The following is a 19708-nucleotide window of genomic DNA, read 5'->3' on the forward strand; positions in this document are numbered from 1 at the left end:
TTCAATAATGCCGTTCCCTGTCCTGAACAAGGACTTGGGAATGGCATTTTTTTGTCTCGATTTATCTCGTCGCGCAAACATGAAGACAATTTGCGTTTGAGTGTACTATTTTTGGCGCAAATATTTTATTAAAAAGTTTAAACAAATATGCCTAATTCCCAAAAATTATGAAGCGTAAAACTTAAAAAAATGACCAAAAAACCGCTTAAACACTGGAATAATTCCATGTCATGTTTTTGGCGCAAATAAACAAATAATTTTACCCAAAAATTGTTGACTTGTTGTGAAGGCTGCGTTATTATCAGAACATGTAAAACGATTGCTCCCCATACCGGTAATGAACTGGAGCATATTTGGCGCAAAATTATTGATGGAGAGTGTGGACATGAACAAACTGAGAATGGCATTTATCGGCGTTGGGGATATGGGCTCGCATCATTGCATCGGTTTTGATCTTCTGCCGGAATGCAAGGTGAATTATATTTGCGACATGAATCAGGCGAATGTGGACCGCACGCTCGCGGAGCTGAAGAACAGCAAGCCGGTCATCGTGACCGATTATGCAGAGCTCTTACATAAGGAAGATATCGATGCGGTTGTGATCAGCGTACCGAACTACTTGCACCGCGAAGTGGCAGTCGCTTTCCTGGAAGCCGGCAAGCATGTATTTCTCGAGAAGCCGGTCGCGCACACGCTTGAGGATTGCAATGCCATTATCGCAGCGGCCGAAGCAAGCAACCGCATCCTGCAGATTGGCCTTGTCTACCGCTACTCCAACGTCTACCGCAGAATGGCCGAGGAGCTGGAGCGGGGCCGTCTTGGCGATGTGAAGCTGATGTGGTGCAAGGAATTCCGCGATCCGTTTCCGCCGGCGGAATGGTTCTACGACAAGAACAAATCGGGCGGCGCGCTCGTCGAGAAGGACTGCCATCACTTTGATATTTTCAACTGGATGATTGGTTCGAAACCCCGGAGGGTGTTCGCAAGCGGCGGCCAGCATGTGATGAAAGAGGGACAGCCGAACCTCATTACCAACTCCTACAGCCACTACCCGCCTAAGCCGATCGAGAACGTTTCTATCGTGGATCATGCGTGGGTCACGATTGAATACGAGAACGGAAGCAAAGCAAACCTCGGATTATGCATGTATTTGAAACCCCGCAATTTGATGGGGGATGGCCTTGAGATCGGGTTGATTGGCGAGAACGGCGGACAGATGGTTGCCAAGAACGATAAAACCATCGATATTGTCGGCGGACAAAACTTCACCCGCGATCACCTCGATATCGACGTCACTTCGGACTCGATTATGGGCGGTCATACCGGCGGCCAGACGCAGCGGATTGAATTCGTCAAGAGCGTGCGGGCGGGTACCTTGCCGTTTGCCTCCGCTTATGTAGGGCGCGATGCCTTGCTTATTGCGCTTGCGGCGGAGAAATCGATCTTGGAAGAACGTTACGTGTACGTGAACGAACTTATGAAGTAAGGGGGTGCCGGGATGAAAAACAAGTTGAGAAGATATGATACGCTCGTGTTCTTCTTGTTTATTTCCCCTTGGATTATCGGATTCTCGCTCTTTTTTCTTGTTCCTTTTGGTACTTCCGTGTTTTACGCGTTCACCGATGCCCGTCTGCCGGGAGCCGTGGACTACAACTTTGTCGGGTTGTCCAACTTTGTGGATATGTTCCACAATCCGATCTTCAGCAAAAGCCTCCAGAACACGGCCTATTTCGTCGTCGTTGGCGTTCCGGTCGTTACGGTCGGCATGCTGCTGCTGGCGATATTGCTGAATATGAACGTTAAGGGCATCGCCCTTTACCGTACTTTTTATTACTTGCCGACGCTTGTGCCAATCGTAGCTACCGTCATCATCTGGCGGCTGGTGTTCAACTCCGAATTTGGCATTCTGAATGCCGGACTCTCCGTCTTTGGAATCGGCAAGACCGATTGGATGGGCAGCGAAGGGTTAATCAAGCCGGTGATCATCCTGCTGCAAGTATGGATTTCGGGGAGCGGGGTGCTTATTTTCTTGGCCGCTTTGAAGAATGTGCCGAAACATTTGTACGAAGCGGTGCTGATCGACGGAGCCAACAAGGTGCAATCCTTCTTCCGCGTCACCCTTCCGATGATTAGCCCGTCGATTCTGTTCGTGGTTATTATCCAGACGATGTATAACTTCCAGATGTTCACCGAAGCGCTGCTGCTGACGAAGGGCGGACCAAACTACGCGGCCTATACCTTTGTCTACAACATCTACAAATCGGCGTTTACCGATCTGAAGTTCAGCATGGCGATGACTCAGTCGATCTTCCTGTTTGCGCTGATCTCGCTTGTTACGTTCGTCCTCATGAAGTTGTCCAAACGGTTTGTCTACTACGAAGGCGAGAAATAAGGGGGAGACACTTGTGAGCCAATCTAATAAACGCGTGATCAAACAAACCGGCAAATATGTTCTGCTTACCGCCGCCTTGGTGTTGTTCGCCGGACCGCTTGTCTGGATGTTGTCGACGATGATGAAGACCAAAGCCGAAACGTATAAAGTTCCTCCGACGATTTTTCCGGAATCCATTAATTTTGAAGCCTTCCACCGCTTGTTTGATGTTCAGCCGCTCATGTGGAGATGGATACAGAACTCCTTCGCCATCTCGGCTCTGGTCGTAATCGGGGCTGTGCTCTCCAGCTCGATTGTCGCTTATGGCTTCTCCCGATTTTCGACCAAATACAAGGATCGGCTGTTCCCGATTGTACTTATGACGTTAATGATTCCGCCTTCTATTCTGATGATTCCTTCTTACGTCTTGTTCACTAAGCTACATTGGGTGGACACTTGGCTTCCGCTGATCGTTCCGGCCTGGCTTGGCGGCGCGTACTACATATTTTTGTTCCGGCAGTTTTTCTTAACGATTCCCCAGGAGCTGGATGAAGCCACTTATCTCGACGGCGGAAACCGCTGGACCGTCTTTACGAGAGTGATTATGCCGCTGTCCAAACCGATTGTGGTTACGACCGTTATATTTGCTTTCGTGAACTCGTGGCTCGATTTCCTTGGACCTTTCCTGTATATCAAGAGCAATGAGATGTTTACCCTCAGCGTTGGCCTGCAGCTGCTGATCGGCCAGACGAGCCAGGATTTCCCGGCGCTTGCCGCCGGTGCCTTCATTAGCATTGTGCCGATTGGTCTGCTGTTCCTGTTTGCGCAACGCTACATTGTGGAAGGGGTGGTGCTCACGGGTTCGAAAGGTTAGCCCGCGCAAGTACCTCATGGGTAGACAGAAGATGTCCATTACTGCTGTTTTCAAATTAATCTAAAGGGGAACTGGATATGAAAACGAACAGAAAGTGGTTATTGGGACTTTTTACTCTCGTATTATCAATGGCAGTTATTATTTCCGGTTGCGGAAACAACAACAATGGCGGCTCTAATTCCAAACCAAGCGAGTCGGCGGCTAACGGAGCAGCGAGCGATAACGGCAGCGCAGAGCAGACAGAGAAACCGGCCGAGCCCGTTACGATCACGTATTCCCAGTGGGGTACCGCGGAGGAGCTGCAACGGACGCAAGAGCTTCTGGATAAATTTATGGCAGCGAACCCGAGCATTACCGTTAAGCTGGAAGGCAAAGACTGGGGCAGCTATTGGGACGGCCTGACGGCTAACGCGGCTGGCGGCACTTTGCCGGACGTGTTCAAAACAAGCTACGCGTTTATTGATAAATACGCCGAGCTTGGCATCTTCAAGGAGCTGGACGGCTTGCTTGCGGATAACGGTTTTGACCTGAACAATATCGACCAAAGCTTGCTGGGACTGCATAAATATAACGGCAAGCAAGTATCTCTCCCGATTGACGCGAACGTCATCGTCTGGTATTACGACAAAGCGATTTTTGCCGACAAGGCCAAAAATCCAAAAGGCGCTGCCGCTCCTTCCCTTGAACCGACATGGACGGAAGTTCTCGACATCGCAACCAAGCTGACGCTTGACAAAAACGGCAAAAACCCTGGCGAAGACGGCTTTGACGCCAACAATATCGTGCAATGGGGCATGTCCGTATCGCCGGGTTCCACGATGGATTGGTTCCTCGAGCCGGAGCTTTGGTCGAATGGCGCGAAGCTGGTGAACGATGACGGGTCGCTTGCCCTGAATACGCCTGAAGCCCGTGAAGTGCTTAATTTCTTCATCGACGCGACGAAGAAACACATCAATACAACGCCGGCTCAAATCGAAGGCCTTGGCGGCCAAGTCAACCTGGGCATTACAACTGGCAAAGTAGCCATGAACCCGGGCGGCAGCTGGAACACGACGAACTTCAAGGAAGCCAATGTGGACTACGGCATTACTTACCTGCCGAAGTTCAAAGAGAACAAAACGGTTGTTCAGCCTGCAGGCATGGCCATTTCGAACAATACGAAACACGAAGAAGCGGCTTACAAGCTGCTCGCATGGCTCGCGGGTCCGGATGGTCAATCCGAACTAGCTAAGCAAGGTTATTCGATCCCGGCGAATAAAGCGGCGTCCGATGCTTATATCGCAACCGTAGGCGAAGCGAACAAAATCTTCCTCGACGCGCAGCAATTTGGCATTATTTCTCCGTTTACGGTGAAGAAGACAGACCTGGTGTGGACATACGGCGAGCAATCGCTCAAAAATCCGCTGGCTGGCGACGGCGATGTGGACGCGGCGATTAAAGATCTGGAATCGAAGCTGAAGTAAGCGGAAGTAAAGGTACATTGGACAAAAGGGGAAGAGGCGTTTGAGCGCTTCTTTCCCTTTTTTGCTTAAGGCGGGAAGCTTGAAACGGCGGTGTTTCTTGACTATTGAAGGATAGGGCTTTACAATAGAATTTGCCGCAACTTTTGTGTAGTTGCCGCAATTAAATATAGAGCATTTATTCGACATAGGAATAGAGAGGAACGTATGATGGCCAAGTTGAAGGACATTGCAGAGCAGGTTGGGGTATCGATCTCAACGGTATCGCGCGTAATGAAGAATGATTCGACCCGTTCCGTGAGCGAAGAGACCCGCAAACGAATTTGGGAAGTGGCGGAGAAGCTTGGCTACAAGGCAAGCCGCGTGGAGAAGAAATCCGACGCCAAGCTGATGGTTCATATCGGCTGCGTGGTGGCTATTCCTCAGAACAAATACAATAATCCTTATTTCTCCGTTATATTGGAAGGCATTGAAAAAGCGTTAACCGAAGCCGGTCTCCGGCTGGAGTTTGTATACAGCATTGAGAACCAGCAAGATATTCAGCAGCTCCAGGCATTGGTGAAAGAGCACCGGATCGACGGCATGATTATTGTCGAGCGGATTGATGCGGATGCGTACCAATGGATCAAGCAAAACGTGAAGGCCGTTGTTGGCGTGGATCTCGCTGACCGGACGATCCCCGTCGTTTGTTACGACCGGGAAGCGGCGGCGAAGGAAGCTGTTCTGCATCTCATCTCGCAAGGGCATAAGCAAATCGGTTATCTCGGCGGCCCGGAGCTCAATGATCCGTTCCGCCAGGAGAAGCGGTTCCTTGGTTACGAGAGCGCGATGCGCGAAGCTGGCCTTGAACTGAACGACAACTGGATTATCGACGTGAAATGGGATGTATCCCTTAGCTATGAGCTGACCAAGCAGGCGTTTGAGAAAAAAGGATATACGCCAACAGCTTTGTTCGCAGCCAGCGATATGATGGCGATTGCCGCCATGCGCGCGGCAACGGAGCGAGGGCTTCGCATTCCGGAAGATATTGCGATCGTTGGCGTGGACAATATCGAAATTTCCGAATTCACGTCCCCGCCGCTAACGACGATTCATGTTCCGAAGATCGAGATGGGCATGTACGCCGTCAAGCTGCTGCTCGACTATCTGGAGGGGCAATATTCGCTGCCGGTGCGCATGACGATTCCGTATCGTATGATTTGCCGCCGTTCTTCGGAGTCGCAGCATTCCGCTGCCGTAAATACGAAATAAATAGGAGAGCTGCCCATAAGGTCATAAAGACCCTATGGGCAGCTTTTTGTTATTTTAAATTAAGACAATATTAAACCAAAATATTGATATTTGACGCTCACCAAAGTCCCGCCGCTGCCGGCTTTTTAGTTACGTTGCACCAAATGCAGCATATTTAGGCGTTTGAGCCCACTAACTAGAGAAATCCTGCACAAACTGCAGGATATAAGTCAAAAAATGCCCAAAAGGGTTCCAAACCACCTCATATCCTGCATTCCGTGCAGCATAATTTGCGCTTTGGTCTAATTAAGGGAAATATACTGCACTTCGTGCAACACAGATAGCAGCCTTGCAAAAATGAATTCCGCTAACGGACAACAATAAATCAAATTAAATTGAAATATAGGAGACTGGCTATGAACCTCTCTAAGCGTTTATTAATAGAGAGAGAATTGAACAACTAATCGACCAAGCTAAAGGCTTCTGTGCATAAATTGGAAATTCCATCTGTTGGTTATCCATTCGTTCAATTTAAATGAAGTAAAATAGTAATGAACGGAAGGGTTAGGATGATAGCGGCCACTTTTCTTTCCAAAATCCATTTTTTATATGTGATAAGAAAATAGAAGGAAGCCATTAGAGAAATCCCCGGAAACATAAATAGAAAAAGCAATAAAGGAGGGAGGCCTATTACAGAGAAGGCCACGATTACGGATCTTCATTAGACGATTCCCTCCTTCATCTGATATCTTATATGACTAAAATAAAGCATCTTTAATTGTGATATAAGTTCTAACTTTTATAGTCCCCTTAAGTAAACCCTGTCATGTCTTTTTTCGTTGAATTAACATTGAGGTGAAGATAAATGGCTGTTTGTCTTGAGTTTGAACTAATAGAAGTAATCGGTACTAGAGCTAAGTACAGATTCGGCCCATGTTTACATGATTTAGATGGCTTAATTGAACTTGATTTATTCAAGTTAAAGAGCGGTGAAATATCTGGAGATACGCCTATAAATGAAGTTGTTAAGCTAATCAACGATAATCAAAAACAAGGAATGGCAAACAAAGTCTTTAGTGAAGTATTTAAGTTTTTTAATGATCATAATGAATATCCAGCAAGAGGCGGTTACTACGCTTAGCTTTTAATTCCCGCTAAACTTACAGCGATAAGGGAGGACATTGTAACTTACCTTATAAATAACGGTTACAGCGGCTATAGCCGAGACCGATCGTCAAGATTTGAACCTGGAGCCTATAATAGAATCAATGACGGTGTCAATATACAAGCGCAGTACCCCGTTCAAGGTCTTGGCATCAAGACACAAGAAATTCGTCTTCGTAAATCGTTTGAATTCTTTCCAAAACGTGCTGCGCCTGGTCTCTAAACTTTAATTCCGCAACCTTCCCTTTCAGCAAAAACACGCCGCTCTCATATTGGTGTTCCCCGAGAGCCCCTTCGTACAGCTTGCTGGCGCCGAGGGTAGGAGGGGAGAAAAAAAGTTTCATCAGTACTGCGACCACAACGGGCAGTCCGGATTGTTTTCCTTTTCTTATCGTATTGTTGCCACCGGGGTCAACGCTACGAATTTTGATGTCTTCCTTGGCGAGCTGCGATGCGATGGCCTGAGTCCACAGCGAAAGAGCTAGCTTTGAGGTCGCGTAAGGACCAAGCAGCTTGCGAAAGGTTTTGGGATTCTCCAAGACTTCGATTGAAAACTCTTTTGTAAATTTCAGAGCGGAAGATGAAGTGTTGATTACCGTTCTTAAACGGCTATTTTTTAGGAGTTCCATTAATTCCATCAGAATAATATAAGGTACGACCGTCATCAACTCATAATGCTTCTCGCGTCCTTGTTTCGAATAGCTGAGTTCGGGAAAGGACCCTCCTGCATTATTGAATAAAATATCGATCCGTCGCTCCTTGCGTTTGATCTCTTCTAAGGTAAGTCTCAAGCTGGCAAAGTCGGCAAGATCATCCGTTTTATAAACGCGAAGCGATCCGTTCTTGACCGCGTTGCGGATGCCCATGTCGTCGGCAGGAAAGTCAGAGCGGTTAACGGCTACAACCTGCCAATTCTCCGACAGTAATTTCCGTGTCAGTTCCAACCCGATCCCGGCGCTTGCGCCTGTAATCAATGCGATATGCTCATTGTGGCTCTTGTTCATTGTGCATCTCCTTTTTATATCGAGCTATTTGATTCGATAGCGCAAATTCTATAACTTGAAGTCGACTCCAAGTCAAGGCACAAATCAATCTTAGGGAGGATATAGGATGAAGGTAGAGCAACGCTTCACGATCAAACAAACTGCCGAGCAAACCGGAATGACGGAGGATACGATCCGTTATTACGAAAAAATCGCGTTGCTGCCTCGCGCAGAGCGGAAGGATAACGGACACCGTTTCTATCGGCAGGAGGACATCCATACGATCCGGCTGTTAGCATGTTTGAAAAAAACGGGGATGCCGTTAGAGGAAATCCGGCCTTTTTTGGCAGTTTCGGCCGATACCGATCCTGCGGAATATCCGGAGCTTGTGGAACATTTAAGAAGCCATCGTGAAAATATTGTCAGCCAGATTGCTTCGCTGCAGCAAGTTGTGGATTTTATAGATATGAAGTTTGAGGAAGGGAGATACAGACGGGATTGCTCGGATGAAGGTATGGACGGCGCACCAGAAAATAGATTGGGTGAATCGAAACCAAAGCCTGTCTCACCTAGCGAGATGAGGTATTTTTCCGGTGCGACCAAAGCAGGTAGTCCGTTGAGGTAAGGAGGCAACGCTAGAGAGTTCATCAAACGTTGTCCCCTAAGCCTTCACCCGGGCTTTAGCGGAACGGGCGTAGTCCGAAGGCGGCATGCCGGTAGCTTTCTTGAAGTCGCGGGAGAAATAATGAATGCTGCTGTAGCCGAGTTGCGCCGCAATCTCCGTCATGTTGGATTGCTGCTCGCGAATGAGCGTTTTGGCTTCCTCGATCTTTAGCTGCTTGAAATAATCCATTGGGCCAACCCCAGCCTGCGCGTGGAAAATCTCCTTCAGCCGGCTTTTCCCGAGATGCAGCTCTTCGCAAAGCTTGTCCAAGGTAAGCTGCTCCGACAAATGCTCCCGCATGAACGAAATAATCCGCTCGGCGGTTTGCTGCTCCGCTTTTTCGGACTGGAAGGAGGCCGGCTTGCGTACAGCTTGGCGCTCGTCATTCTCCTGCAGCCGGATCAGTTGAATGAGCAACGTCTCCAAATAATTGCGCATCGCCTGCTCGCTGGCGAACGGGGCATTTTCCCGGCTGATCAGCTCATGAATATGGGAATTGTCGTAGGGCGGTTCGAATGAATGGAAGCCCTCCTGAAGAAGCAGCGACAGCAAATTCCGCTCCCTTGTCCCCAGCTGCAAAATCAAATTTTCGAACTTCTCCATGCAAGGAGAAGTACATTCGAACGACAACACAAACAGATTGGGCGGTTTATGCTGCTGGCTAACCTCCACTGTATGGAATTCCCCCGGTTTATGAAAGATGATCATGCCTTGCTCAAGCTGATGGGTCCGCTCATCGGCTCTAACCTCAACGGAACCCTTGTCCACGTATAGCAGTTCCCAGAAATCATGCTGCTCCCCCTCGAACACATACCCTTTCGCAAATTCAAAGTAATGGAACGAAATCAGCTTGCGAACCGCAAGCATTTCCGCCAGCGTATGACGCGCGAATTCCACCTTTTGACCCCTCCCCGAACGATCTCGTTTGCACTTATTATAAATCCTTTTCAAGCTGTGCAAAAGGTCCGGCTGATCTGCTAAAGGCAGGCATGCGGACGGCCATTATAATGGGCTTATCAAGAGCATACGAGGAGGTACGCTAGAGATGAAAAAAGGGATTAATATCTGGTCTTTTCCATCCGGCATGGCGATAGAGGAAAGCATTGTACTCGCGAAGGACGCCGGCTTCGACGGCATCGAGCTGTCGCTGAACGAGTCGGGACCGCTTAGCTTGGAAAGCACGATAGAAGAGGTCCGCTCGATCCGCCGTTTCGCGGACGATACCGGCATCGAGTTGTCGAGCCTCGCAAGCGGTTTGTATTGGGATTACCCGCCAACAAGCGAGAACGAGCAAGTTAGCGGCAAAGCTTTCGATATTGCGCGGAAGCAGCTGGAGTCTGCCGCGGCGCTTGGCGTAGATTCCATCTTGATCGTGCCTGGCGCCGTTGGCGTCGACTTTATCCCGAACGCTCCAGTCGTTCCCTACGACCGGGCGTACGACAATGCGCTTGCCTTTTTCTCGAAGCTGGCGAAGGAAGCGGAAGCGGTCAAAGTAGCGGTGGGCATCGAGAACGTATGGAACAAATTTTTGTTGTCTCCGCTTGAAATGCGCGGTTTTATAGATGCGGTTGGTTCCGATTATGTAGGTTCATACTTTGACGTCGGCAATGTCGTGTACTCCGGTTATCCCGAACACTGGATCTCGATTCTGAACAAACGAATCAAGAAAGTTCATTTCAAAGATTACCGCCGTCAGGCAGGCGGGTTGCACGGCTTTGTTGATCTGCTGGCCGGCGACGTCGATTATCCGGCGGTGATGGCCGCGCTTGAGGCGATCAACTATAACGGTTACGTTATTGCGGAGATGATTCCGCCATACAACCATCATACGAAACAAATTGTATATAACACGTCGGCGGCGATGGATGCCATCTTGGGAAGGACGGAACGCTAATGCTGAATATTGGACTGATTGGACTTGGTTTTATGGGCAAAACCCATCTCGAGAACTATTTGCGCCTCGAGAGAGAAGGTGCTCCAATCCGCGTTGTTGCGCTATGCGATGTGGATGAAGCAAAGCTAAACGGAGGCGGCAGCGGAGGCAACATCGATACAGCATCCGATAACGCGATTGATTATAGCCGGTTCAACAAATACACCTCGGTACAGGCGATGCTGGAGAGCGAGCAGCTGGACATGGTTGATATTACGCTCCCGACGTTCCTTCACCGGGATGTAACCGTTCAATGCCTAAATAGCGGCGTGCATGTGCTGTGCGAGAAGCCGATGGCGATGAACGCGGAAGAATGCGACGTCATGGCGGAAGCGGCGGAAGCAAGCGGGAAGCAATTAATGATTGGACAATGCTTGCGGTTCTGGCCGGCTTACGTCTACCTGCAGGAGCTCGTCAGCAGCGGCAAATACGGGGAAGTAACGAGCGGTTACTTCTACCGCGGAGGCGGCACGCCAACTTGGGGACCATGGGTGCTTCAGAACGAGAAGGGCGGCGGCGCGCTGCTCGATATGCACGTGCATGATACCGATATGGTCAATTGGCTGTTCGGGAAACCTGAAGCGGTGTCTTGCTCCGGTCGCAACGTTATTGCGGGCAGCGGTTATGATATCGTGTCGACCCAGTACCGCTACGCCGACAACAAAATCGTGTCCGCCCAGGTGGATTGGACGCTGAATGGCGATTTTGGCTTCGAGATGGGCTTCAAGGTTAACTTTGAGCATGGCAACTTGCAGTTCGACGGCGCTTCCGTCAGAGTGAATCCGAATGACGGGGCAGGTTTTACCGCGGATTTGCCAGCGGATCACGGCTACTATTATCAGTTGAAATATTTCACCGAAGCACTCGCGCAAGGCTTGCCGCTCACGACAGCAACGCCGGCCAGCACGAAAGCCAGCATTGAGATCGTCACGGCGGAACGGGAATCGGCCGATCAACGCGGTGCTTGGATCGCCGTGCCCTGACCATGACGAACAAGCAGTTTCCTTATTGCGAGTCGGCGGCAGACCTGTCGAAGGAACAGTGGCGGCAGCTGCCGCCCGCAACCGTGGCTTATCAGCAATGGAGCGCCGTAGCGCAACCTCCCGAGACTGAAGTACGCGGCGTATATGATGACCATGCGCTGTACTTGCAGTTCCAAGTATTTGAGGTAGCTCCCGTCATACGGCACAGACAAGACGGCGCTCCGGTCTACGAAGACAGCTGCGTGGAGTTTTTCTTTCAGCCCCTGCCCGCGGAAGATGCGCGTTACTTCAATTTTGAGCTTAACGCGGCAGGGATGTTGCTTCTTGAAATCGGCGAACCGGGCAAGGAGCGTAACCGCATTGCGGTTGCCAATGCCGGGCAGCGATTCGGCATACGCTCTGAAGTTGGGCTTTGGGAGCCGGTAGGCGGGAGGATGTATTGGGAGCTGTATTTGCGGATTCCATTCACTTTTGTGCAGGAGTGGTTTCCAACATTTCGAGCTATTCCCGGCACGGTGATGAGGGGCAATTTCTATAAATGCGGCGATTTGACGCCAGAGCCCCATTATTTAAGCTGGTCACCGGTGCAATCCGACGTCCCTAACTTCCACCGTCCTGACAGCTTTGGCATGATTATGTTTGGCGGACGCCAAACGACGGTCTCTAGACTGCTTTCCCGATAAGGGGATGCGGTCTTTTTTTTGTTTTAAGCCTATTTCATAGATTCGATTTTATTCGTACAAGCAAATCTTGTCCGAGCACATACACTGTACCAATTCTCTTATGAGGTGGTGAGCTGGCATGTCAGATAAAAGCTGCGGCAACAAAACGTACGGGTCCAAAAGCGCGTACGCCATATTGAGCACGGTGCCGTTAGGCGCGGCGGTAACCATAACCGTCGTTGATTCGATCCATGACGGGACATGGGGCGGTTTTACGGAAGGGAACGCAACCGTTATTTCGGCACTGGATGGTTCGACGCAATATATCCCATTGAACCAGGTTATTGCCGTTTACGTCCCGTGACCTTACGCGGCTTTAAGGCCGAAGCGGAGCAGCATGGAAAGGAGAGATGAGCATTGAGTACCCCGAAACCGGCTATCTATGCATATTTGGCAAGTTTGCCGATCGGCGAGCAGCTGACGGTTGTAAGCGCGGGAACAACCTTTTTGATGAATGTCCTATGGGCGGGATTTTATGAAGGAAACGGAAAGTTTCTGGATGCCGGAGTCCCGGTCTATATCCCGTTGTCGAGAATCCAATATATTCATCATTAACAGGCAAGCATGAAAGAGGTGGTAATGGAGACATGTCAAACAGTTACGGGAACAAAAGCAGGGGATACGGTCCGGCTTATGCGGTATTAAGCACTCTTCCAATCGGTCAGCCGATTACGGTTGTAATGGAAGACGTATTGCTCGAAGGCACTTGGTCGGGGTTTGCAGCCGGTAACGCTACGATTATTTTACCCGGAGAGACGAGTTCGGTTTATATCGCTTTGGACAAAATCCAGTCCATTACGATCCGGTAATACCCGCTGGCCTACGGGAGATTGCCCATGAAAGGAGATGATCTGTTTGTCGGATGCATCCATCTACGAGATTTTGAGTTCTTTTCCGCTTGGGGAAGTTCTTGCTGTTGTCAGCATAGGCTCCGTACTGTATACGAACGCGGTCTGGGCTGGATTCTATGAAGGAAATGCAAGATTCATTAGCGCTGGCTTGCCTGTCTATATTCCGCTGTCGAAGATTCGTTACATTACGAGATAACCAGCCCGATCGTTTGCACGCAAAATGAAGGTGGTGACACAGATGTTAGGAAAAAGCTGCGGAGCGAGCAGCGTATATGCCGTGCTGAGCACGCTGCCGATTGGCCAAGCCATTACGCTATACCTCGATTATACGTCCCTGGAGGGAACATGGGCTGGATTTGCGGGGGGTAACGCGACGATTATTTCACCGGTAGATAACGATACCGTATATATCCCGTTAGAGAATATTAGAGCTGTTGTTGTTCGCTGAATGTTTCTGCCCAAATCTCTTAGGTGGAAAGGAGATGGAAGAGTTGAGTTGCAGAACATCCAATCTGGTCGAGATCCTCGCATCCCTTGCGATCGGCGAACAGATCACGACGGTAAATGCCGTAACGATAGAGTTAACAAATGCGATCTGGGCCGGTTTCTTTGAGGGGAATGCCAAATTCCTCGATGCCGGCGTTCCGGTCTATATCCCCGTTTCCAAAATTCAATATATTAATCGTTAACCTCGTTAACAGTAGAGTGGCGCTGCCTTGAGCATCGCCATTTGTGCTGCTCTAGGACGGCAGTTTGGTTCCTTATTTCAGTTATTCACAGGGTTACGCACATATTAATGCAGTTAACTTTCGGGAAAAATCAACTATACACAATTCCTATCCACATATCCACAGGTTTCGTTATCCACAATGTTGATGATGAATTAGCGGCATTAAATACGGATTTCGCCGCTGCATCTTTGGCATCTGGATTAATACGGAGGCGCAAGATTGAGGAGTTTTCCGTAAAATTGAGTGTTACGTTTGATGTATACTAAAGCTATTCTCGCTCGATCCATAGTCATAGCCCGAAGGGACGGATTGCCGTGTTTCAAGTACTGGTAGCTGAAGATGAAATCTGGATTCGCAAAATGATTGTAGACATCATAGAGACCACGGAAGGATTTCAAGTTGTCGGTGAAGCCCGGAACGGCCAGGAGGCATGGGATATGCTTCAGGAGTTATGGCCAACCCTTGTCGTAACGGACATTATGATGCCGCAGCGCGACGGGTTGTGGCTGGTGGAGCAAATCGCGGAGAAAAAGCTTCCGATGGAAACGATTATTATAAGCGGGTACGATAAATTCCAATATGCGCAGCAAGCGATGAAGTACAAGGTATCGGAGTATTTGCTTAAGCCGGTTAAGGAGCAGGAGTTAAGAGAGGCGATGCAGCGGCTGTACGCCAGACTTGAAGACAATGATAAATGGCATTTATATTTGCTCAAGGTCCAGTCTTTTCTGGAGGAGCTCGCCAGCAAAGATCAGCCCGATCTGCGGCAGCATCTTCACCAGCTTCTCCATTCCGTCTTTGCTCTTCGGGAGACGTATCCGGCCTATTACACGGCGCTGCTGCGGTTGTTATATACGAAGTGGACGGAACGGCTTGGCAAAGGCATGGCCGGGACAAGCCAACCCTTTCAATCGGGAGAAGAACTGACGGAGGAGCAGATCGTTGCGCGTTTTGACGAACTCTTGAATCACTCGCTGCAAACGCAATCGAGCGATAGTTATCAACTGGATAAAAAGGTCATCCGGGAGGCTTGCGCCTATTTGGAACAGCATTACCGGAAAAATATATCGCTAACGGAGATGGCCGAGCGATGCCATATGAGCGTGTCGCATTTCTGCAACGTTTTCAAACGCCAGACGGGGATGACGCTCATTAACTACATTAATAAAGTCCGTATGGAGAAGGTCAAAGAGCTGCTGCTTGAGCCGGATCTTAAAATATACGATATTGCGGATCTCGTCGGTTACACGACGATGTCTTACTTTAACCGCATTTTTAAAGAAACGGAAGGCGTGTCGCCTAATGAATTCCGGAAGGCTAGAGGGATATGAGCATTAAGAGCCGCTTCTCGTGGTATAACTATTCGATCAAATTCAAGCTGACCTTCCTTCTGCTCGTAAGCAGTATTGTATGTACATTCGTAACCGGATATCTAATTAACCACAACTACAGTACCGCCGTGCTGCGGGACTATCAGGCGACTTCAAATGAAGCGACAAGCCGGCTTGCCTATCAGCTGGACTATTATTTGCAGCAAGTGGAGCGTTCGACCTGGAACATGATTGGCGATTTGAAAATTCAGCGCTGGCTGGAGCAGCCCGGCGACACAGGTCAAGAGAACGCCGATCAGGTGCTGAATACGCTGGAATCGTTCCGCGTCTTGAACTCCTGGGATATCGCCGGTCTATGGATTGTAGCGAAGGACGGACGGGTCGTATCGAGCGTGACGGATTTCGAAATCCCCCAAATCGAATATGCCAATACAGAGCCTCAAGTTTCGATCGTGAGACAAACCGGATTTTACCGGAATGAAGCCCTGCCAATGATCTCCATCTCCATGCCGATATACAGCGTATATAACGGACAATTAGCCGGACATCTCGTGCTTAATCTGCAGTTTGCAGAGCTGGAAAGGTTATTTACGCAGACGAAGCTTGGGGAGACGGGGAAGTTCTATGTGATTGACGCGCAGAAGGATTTGACCGTATTCCATCCTAACCAAGCTCTCATCGGCACGCCGATTGAAGAGACGAACTTAGCTGATATGGACCTGGCGTTCAAGGGAACTGCCGCAATGCAAACCATCGATCATACCAGCATGCTGATTGGTACCCGGGATATGCCAAGCCAAGGCTGGACCATCGTCTCTGCCGTGCCGCTTGACGAAATGGCATCCGGGCTTAAGGCCGCCAAGCGGACAACGGTTATTATGATGGCTATTATCATGTTGTTGGTGCTTCTGATTGTTCCAGCTCTGGCCAAACGGTTCGTATCGCCGATCGGGAGGTTAATGACGGCGGTTAACCGGATGGAGCACGGTGATCTGACCGTAAGAACCGAGTTCAGTCCCGGGCCTGACGAGATCCAAATATTAAGTATGAAATTCAACCGGATGACCGACCGGCTGCAGACGCTGATTGACGAAGTAATGGACCTGACGAAAAAAGAAATGCAGCTGCACATCAGGCAAAACGAAGCGACGATCCAGGCGCTGCAAAACCAGATCAACCCGCATTTTCTGTACAATACGCTCGATATTATTAAGAGCATTGCCTACTTCGAAGGCAATCAGCGAGTGGTTGACATGACCCATAACCTAGCGGATTTCTACCGTTATACGGCAAACGTGCGGGAGAAAGAAGTGACGCTGGGAGAGGAGCTTAAAGCGCTGGAGCAATACCTCCATATTATCCATATCCGGTTTCCGGAGGAGTTCGCAAGCGAGGTGCTCGTGAACGAGAAGTATCATAGCTGCCGGATGGTCAAGCTGACGCTGCAGCCGCTGGTCGAGAACGCAATCAAGTACGCCATTGAGCCTAGAGGCGGAGATGGAGTCATTCGGATCAGCGCATACAGCGACAAAGATAAGCTGTTTATCGAGGTCATGGATAACGGTCCGGGTATACCAGAGCATCTGCTTCATACGTTGCAGGAGCGGCTAGCAAGAGTTGTTGCGGATCCGGACAGTTACCGGGGAGAGGATTCGTACGGTCTCGTTAACGTGCATTCCCGTCTCCATCTGCAATACGGCGAAGGTTACGGGCTGAAGCTGCATGCTTTCGAAGGCAGAGGGACGGTCGTGACGGTTACGGTTCCGTTATCAATTTAAGCGATGCAGGATTTCCTGCATCGCTATTTATTTATGGGCCAATGTTAGGAGTGACCGACTATTTTATGAGGAACGTAAAGCTCTTCCAATGACTTTATTTCTTCTTCAGTTAGCTTTACGGAAAGGGCGCCTACGGCGCTCTCAAGATGAGCTGATTTTGTAGCTCCGATTATCGGAGCCGTTACGGTTTCTTTCTGTAATAACCAGGCAAGCGCGATATGAATACGCGGAACTTCGTGATGTTCGGCAAGTGCCGCTACTCTTTCCACAATAAGCCGGTCGCTGTTTGCGAATTCATCATATTTCGATTTCTGAATGTGATCGGTTGCGGAACGTTGAGTAGTTTCGGACCAATCTCGAATTAATCTACCCGAAGCAAGAGGACTATAGGGGGTTACTCCTATTTGTTCGTCCTTGCAGAGCGGCAACATTTCCCGTTCCTCTTCCCGGTAAATCAAATTAAGGTGATTTTGCATGGATATAAATTTTGTCCAACCATTTTTCTCAGCTGTAAAAAGTGCTTTTTGAAATTGCCACGCATGCATGGCGGAGGCGCCTATGTATCTTGTTTTCCCCGCTTTTACCAAGTCATGTAGAGCTTCCATCGTTTCTTCAATCGGAGTATGGTAATCCCAACGGTGGATGATATAAAGGTCGACATAATCGGTTCCAAGTCGTTTAAGACTTTTATCGATTTCACTCATGATAGCCTTTCGAGAAAGACCGGAACCATTTGGGCCTTCATGCATGAGGCCATGTATTTTCGTTGAAAGCACAATTTCATCCCGGTTGGCGTAGTCCTTCAGAGCTCTGCCGAGAATCTCTTCGCTTGTTCCCGCGGAGTATACATTCGCTGTATCAAAAAAGTTGATTCCAAGCTCGATAGCTCTCTTAATAATTGGACGGCTTTGTTCTTCATTAAGCACCCATTGGTGAATCCAACGTTCCGCAATACCAAAGCTCATGCAGCCAAGACTAAACCGGGATACGTCGAGCCCGGTATTGCCAAGTTTCACGTATTCCATTGCATGTTTCCTCCCATTTGAACGGCTGGTTTTTCTAGCAACTACAGTTTAATTGCTGGAGTTAACTCCAAGTCAAACAATTGAAGAAAATAGAATCATAATGAAGAGGATTGAGAATTCAAGCAAAGGCTTACATCCGATAATATTGGAGATGCAGCAACGACAGATTAGGGAAAAGGGGAAATAAAGATGAAGAGAAAACAACTAGCTTCTCTCGTGTTGACGGCAATGATCTCCTCGGCTGTATTATCCGCTTGCGGTTCCAATAACGCGAATAATGGAAACCAAGCGAGCAATGCCAATAATGCGGCGGCAACCTCGGAGGCATCGGCAGCACCGGATACGGGCAAAGATTCCGGCAAGCCGGTCGAGCTTCGCATCATTAACTGGCGCGTAGAGGACAAAGCGTTCTTCGACCAGTTCAACGCCAAGTTCGAAGAGGAAAATCCGAATATTAAAATCCGTTATGACGCAACGCCTACCCAAAGCTACCAGCAGCTGAAAAACTCCCGTATTGCCGCGAACGAAGTAGACATCGTAGCAGGCGACTACAAGACGATGAACTCGGCCGACCAGCGCGAGCTGTGGATGGATTTGTCGGGGCAAAGCTTCCTTGGCAACTTCAAGCAGGACGCGCTGCAGAATCTGAACTACGACGGCAAGCAATACGGTTTGCCATGGAACAAGGTCAGCCTAGTCGCTTATTACAACAAGAAGATCTTTAGCGATCTGGGCCTGCAGGAGCCTACGACTTGGACGGAGTTTACGGCGCTGCTAGACAAAATCAAAGGCGCGGGCATTGATCCGATTCTCGTAGGCGGCAAAGACGGCTGGCCGATGCAGCAAATCGTGCATACGCTTGAGCCTTCGATCGTACGCGGCGCGAAGCCGGACTTCTACGGCAAAGACAATGCCAACGTGATGGCGCTGACCAGCAAGTTCACCGATCCGGAATGGCTCGAGGTATTCACGAAGTTCCAGACGCTGAGCAAATACTTCCAGAAGAACTCCCTCGGTCTGGCATACGGACAAGCGCCTGGTTTGTTCGCGCAAGGCAAAGCCGCCATGACGATCGACGGCACGTTCAGCCTGACGCAAATCAACGACGCGAAACCTAACTTCGAGGTAGGCACGTTTATCGTTCCTGCTACGGACGACGCGGCCAAGAACAAGATTGGTTATGCCAAAATCGGCGGCGCTTGGTTCATTGCGAACAACTCGCCTAACAAAGAAGCGGCTCTGAAATACCTGGAAGCATTCAGCCAAAAGGATAACTACCAGCTGTACATCGATACCGTTAACCAATTCCCGGTTATGGACGGCATCACGATGAAGGATCCGCTTGCTCAGAAGATAAATGACCAATTGTCCGCTAAGGATGCGGTGGACCAATTCACCAATATTCAAAACTCGGGCTCTACGTACCAGCTGGATCTGCTCATCAAAGTTGCAACCGGCGGCATGAAGCCGGAGGATGCGGCGAAGCAATGGCAAAAGGATTACGAAGACAGCAAGCCTAACTGGAAATAAGCGAAGTGTTTGGACAAACAGTTAACAAGCCCTGCCGTCGTGCGGGGTTTGTTGACTCCAACGATTAGAAAGGAGTGG

At 49.3% G+C, this 19708-nt stretch carries 22 protein-coding genes; 19 read left to right on the forward strand and 3 right to left on the reverse strand.

The window, feature by feature from the left end; all coding sequences use genetic code 11:
* Positions 1 to 385 precede the first annotated feature (385 nt).
* The 6 genes from QQK89_RS14915 to QQK89_RS14940 all read left to right on the forward strand — a co-directional run bounded on the left by QQK89_RS14915 (position 386) and on the right by QQK89_RS14940 (position 7076).
* Entirely contained in the window at positions 386 to 1486 is a 1101-nt protein-coding gene (locus tag QQK89_RS14915; RefSeq protein ID WP_284239362.1) for a Gfo/Idh/MocA family protein, read from the forward strand.
* Between the two features lie 12 nt (positions 1487 to 1498).
* Positions 1499 to 2392, forward strand: a complete 894-nt coding sequence (locus QQK89_RS14920) for a carbohydrate ABC transporter permease (RefSeq protein ID WP_284239363.1) — start codon at positions 1499 to 1501, stop codon at positions 2390 to 2392.
* 13 nt (positions 2393 to 2405) lie between these two features.
* Positions 2406 to 3245 (forward strand): carbohydrate ABC transporter permease, encoded by an 840-nt coding sequence (locus QQK89_RS14925; protein WP_284239364.1) that lies wholly within the window; start codon positions 2406 to 2408, stop codon positions 3243 to 3245.
* A gap of 77 nt (positions 3246 to 3322) precedes the next feature.
* Positions 3323 to 4708: an ABC transporter substrate-binding protein gene (locus QQK89_RS14930; protein WP_284239365.1), complete on the forward strand. Its 1386-nt coding sequence runs from the start codon at positions 3323 to 3325 to the stop codon at positions 4706 to 4708.
* A gap of 204 nt (positions 4709 to 4912) precedes the next feature.
* Positions 4913 to 5956: a LacI family DNA-binding transcriptional regulator gene (locus tag QQK89_RS14935; protein WP_284239366.1), complete on the forward strand. Its 1044-nt coding sequence runs from the start codon at positions 4913 to 4915 to the stop codon at positions 5954 to 5956.
* 844 nt (positions 5957 to 6800) lie between these two features.
* Entirely contained in the window at positions 6801 to 7076 is a 276-nt protein-coding gene (locus QQK89_RS14940; protein ID WP_284239367.1) for a hypothetical protein, read from the forward strand.
* Between the two features lie 175 nt (positions 7077 to 7251).
* Here the strand turns inward: QQK89_RS14940 and QQK89_RS14945 are convergent, their stop codons facing one another.
* Positions 7252 to 8103 (reverse strand): SDR family NAD(P)-dependent oxidoreductase, encoded by an 852-nt coding sequence (locus QQK89_RS14945; RefSeq protein WP_284239368.1) that lies wholly within the window; start codon positions 8101 to 8103, stop codon positions 7252 to 7254.
* 106 nt (positions 8104 to 8209) lie between these two features.
* Here QQK89_RS14945 and QQK89_RS14950 point away from each other — a divergent pair, with 106 nt between their 5' ends.
* On the forward strand, positions 8210 to 8707 hold the full coding sequence (locus QQK89_RS14950) for a MerR family transcriptional regulator (protein WP_284239369.1): 498 nt from the start codon (positions 8210 to 8212) through the stop codon (positions 8705 to 8707).
* A gap of 36 nt (positions 8708 to 8743) precedes the next feature.
* Here the strand turns inward: QQK89_RS14950 and QQK89_RS14955 are convergent, their stop codons facing one another.
* Positions 8744 to 9643, reverse strand: a complete 900-nt coding sequence (locus QQK89_RS14955) for a helix-turn-helix domain-containing protein (protein WP_284239370.1) — start codon at positions 9641 to 9643, stop codon at positions 8744 to 8746.
* Between the two features lie 148 nt (positions 9644 to 9791).
* On the opposite strand from QQK89_RS14955, the gene QQK89_RS14960 reads away from it, so the two are divergent.
* The 11 genes from QQK89_RS14960 to QQK89_RS15010 all read left to right on the forward strand — a co-directional run bounded on the left by QQK89_RS14960 (position 9792) and on the right by QQK89_RS15010 (position 17075).
* On the forward strand, positions 9792 to 10640 hold the full coding sequence (locus tag QQK89_RS14960; protein ID WP_284239371.1) for a sugar phosphate isomerase/epimerase family protein: 849 nt from the start codon (positions 9792 to 9794) through the stop codon (positions 10638 to 10640).
* Positions 10640 to 11662, forward strand: coding sequence for a Gfo/Idh/MocA family protein (locus QQK89_RS14965; protein WP_284239372.1), 1023 nt, complete (start codon positions 10640 to 10642; stop codon positions 11660 to 11662). The genes QQK89_RS14960 and QQK89_RS14965 overlap by 1 nt, the downstream gene beginning before the upstream one ends.
* A gap of 2 nt (positions 11663 to 11664) precedes the next feature.
* Entirely contained in the window at positions 11665 to 12345 is a 681-nt protein-coding gene (locus QQK89_RS14970) for a carbohydrate-binding family 9-like protein (RefSeq protein WP_284239373.1), read from the forward strand.
* 118 nt (positions 12346 to 12463) lie between these two features.
* Positions 12464 to 12688, forward strand: a complete 225-nt coding sequence (locus tag QQK89_RS14975) for a hypothetical protein (protein ID WP_284239374.1) — start codon at positions 12464 to 12466, stop codon at positions 12686 to 12688.
* 53 nt (positions 12689 to 12741) lie between these two features.
* Complete coding sequence (locus QQK89_RS14980; protein WP_284239375.1) at positions 12742 to 12939, forward strand: hypothetical protein; 198 nt, start codon at positions 12742 to 12744, stop codon at positions 12937 to 12939.
* Positions 12940 to 12971: 32 nt separating this feature from the next.
* Positions 12972 to 13193 (forward strand): hypothetical protein, encoded by a 222-nt coding sequence (locus QQK89_RS14985; protein ID WP_284239376.1) that lies wholly within the window; start codon positions 12972 to 12974, stop codon positions 13191 to 13193.
* A 46-nt stretch (positions 13194 to 13239) separates the two neighbouring features.
* Entirely contained in the window at positions 13240 to 13431 is a 192-nt protein-coding gene (locus QQK89_RS14990) for a hypothetical protein (RefSeq protein WP_284239378.1), read from the forward strand.
* Positions 13432 to 13473: 42 nt separating this feature from the next.
* Positions 13474 to 13683 (forward strand): hypothetical protein, encoded by a 210-nt coding sequence (locus tag QQK89_RS14995; RefSeq protein WP_284239379.1) that lies wholly within the window; start codon positions 13474 to 13476, stop codon positions 13681 to 13683.
* Positions 13684 to 13726: 43 nt separating this feature from the next.
* The gene (locus tag QQK89_RS15000) at positions 13727 to 13924 is read left to right on the forward strand and encodes a hypothetical protein (RefSeq protein ID WP_284239380.1); all 198 of its coding nucleotides are present in this window, start codon (positions 13727 to 13729) and stop codon (positions 13922 to 13924) included.
* Positions 13925 to 14280: 356 nt separating this feature from the next.
* The gene (locus QQK89_RS15005; protein WP_284239381.1) at positions 14281 to 15297 is read left to right on the forward strand and encodes a response regulator; all 1017 of its coding nucleotides are present in this window, start codon (positions 14281 to 14283) and stop codon (positions 15295 to 15297) included.
* The gene (locus QQK89_RS15010) at positions 15294 to 17075 is read left to right on the forward strand and encodes a sensor histidine kinase (RefSeq protein ID WP_284239382.1); all 1782 of its coding nucleotides are present in this window, start codon (positions 15294 to 15296) and stop codon (positions 17073 to 17075) included. The genes QQK89_RS15005 and QQK89_RS15010 overlap by 4 nt, the downstream gene beginning before the upstream one ends.
* Positions 17076 to 17119: 44 nt before the next feature.
* Here QQK89_RS15010 and QQK89_RS15015 read toward each other — a convergent pair whose 3' ends face one another.
* Positions 17120 to 18100, reverse strand: coding sequence for an aldo/keto reductase (locus tag QQK89_RS15015; protein ID WP_284239383.1), 981 nt, complete (start codon positions 18098 to 18100; stop codon positions 17120 to 17122).
* A 189-nt stretch (positions 18101 to 18289) separates the two neighbouring features.
* On the opposite strand from QQK89_RS15015, the gene QQK89_RS15020 reads away from it, so the two are divergent.
* Positions 18290 to 19630, forward strand: a complete 1341-nt coding sequence (locus QQK89_RS15020; RefSeq protein ID WP_284239384.1) for an ABC transporter substrate-binding protein — start codon at positions 18290 to 18292, stop codon at positions 19628 to 19630.
* Positions 19631 to 19708 lie beyond the last annotated feature (78 nt).

The organism is Paenibacillus glycanilyticus, from assembly GCF_030161375.1.
GTDB lineage: Bacteria > Bacillota > Bacilli > Paenibacillales > Paenibacillaceae > Pristimantibacillus > Pristimantibacillus glycanilyticus_B.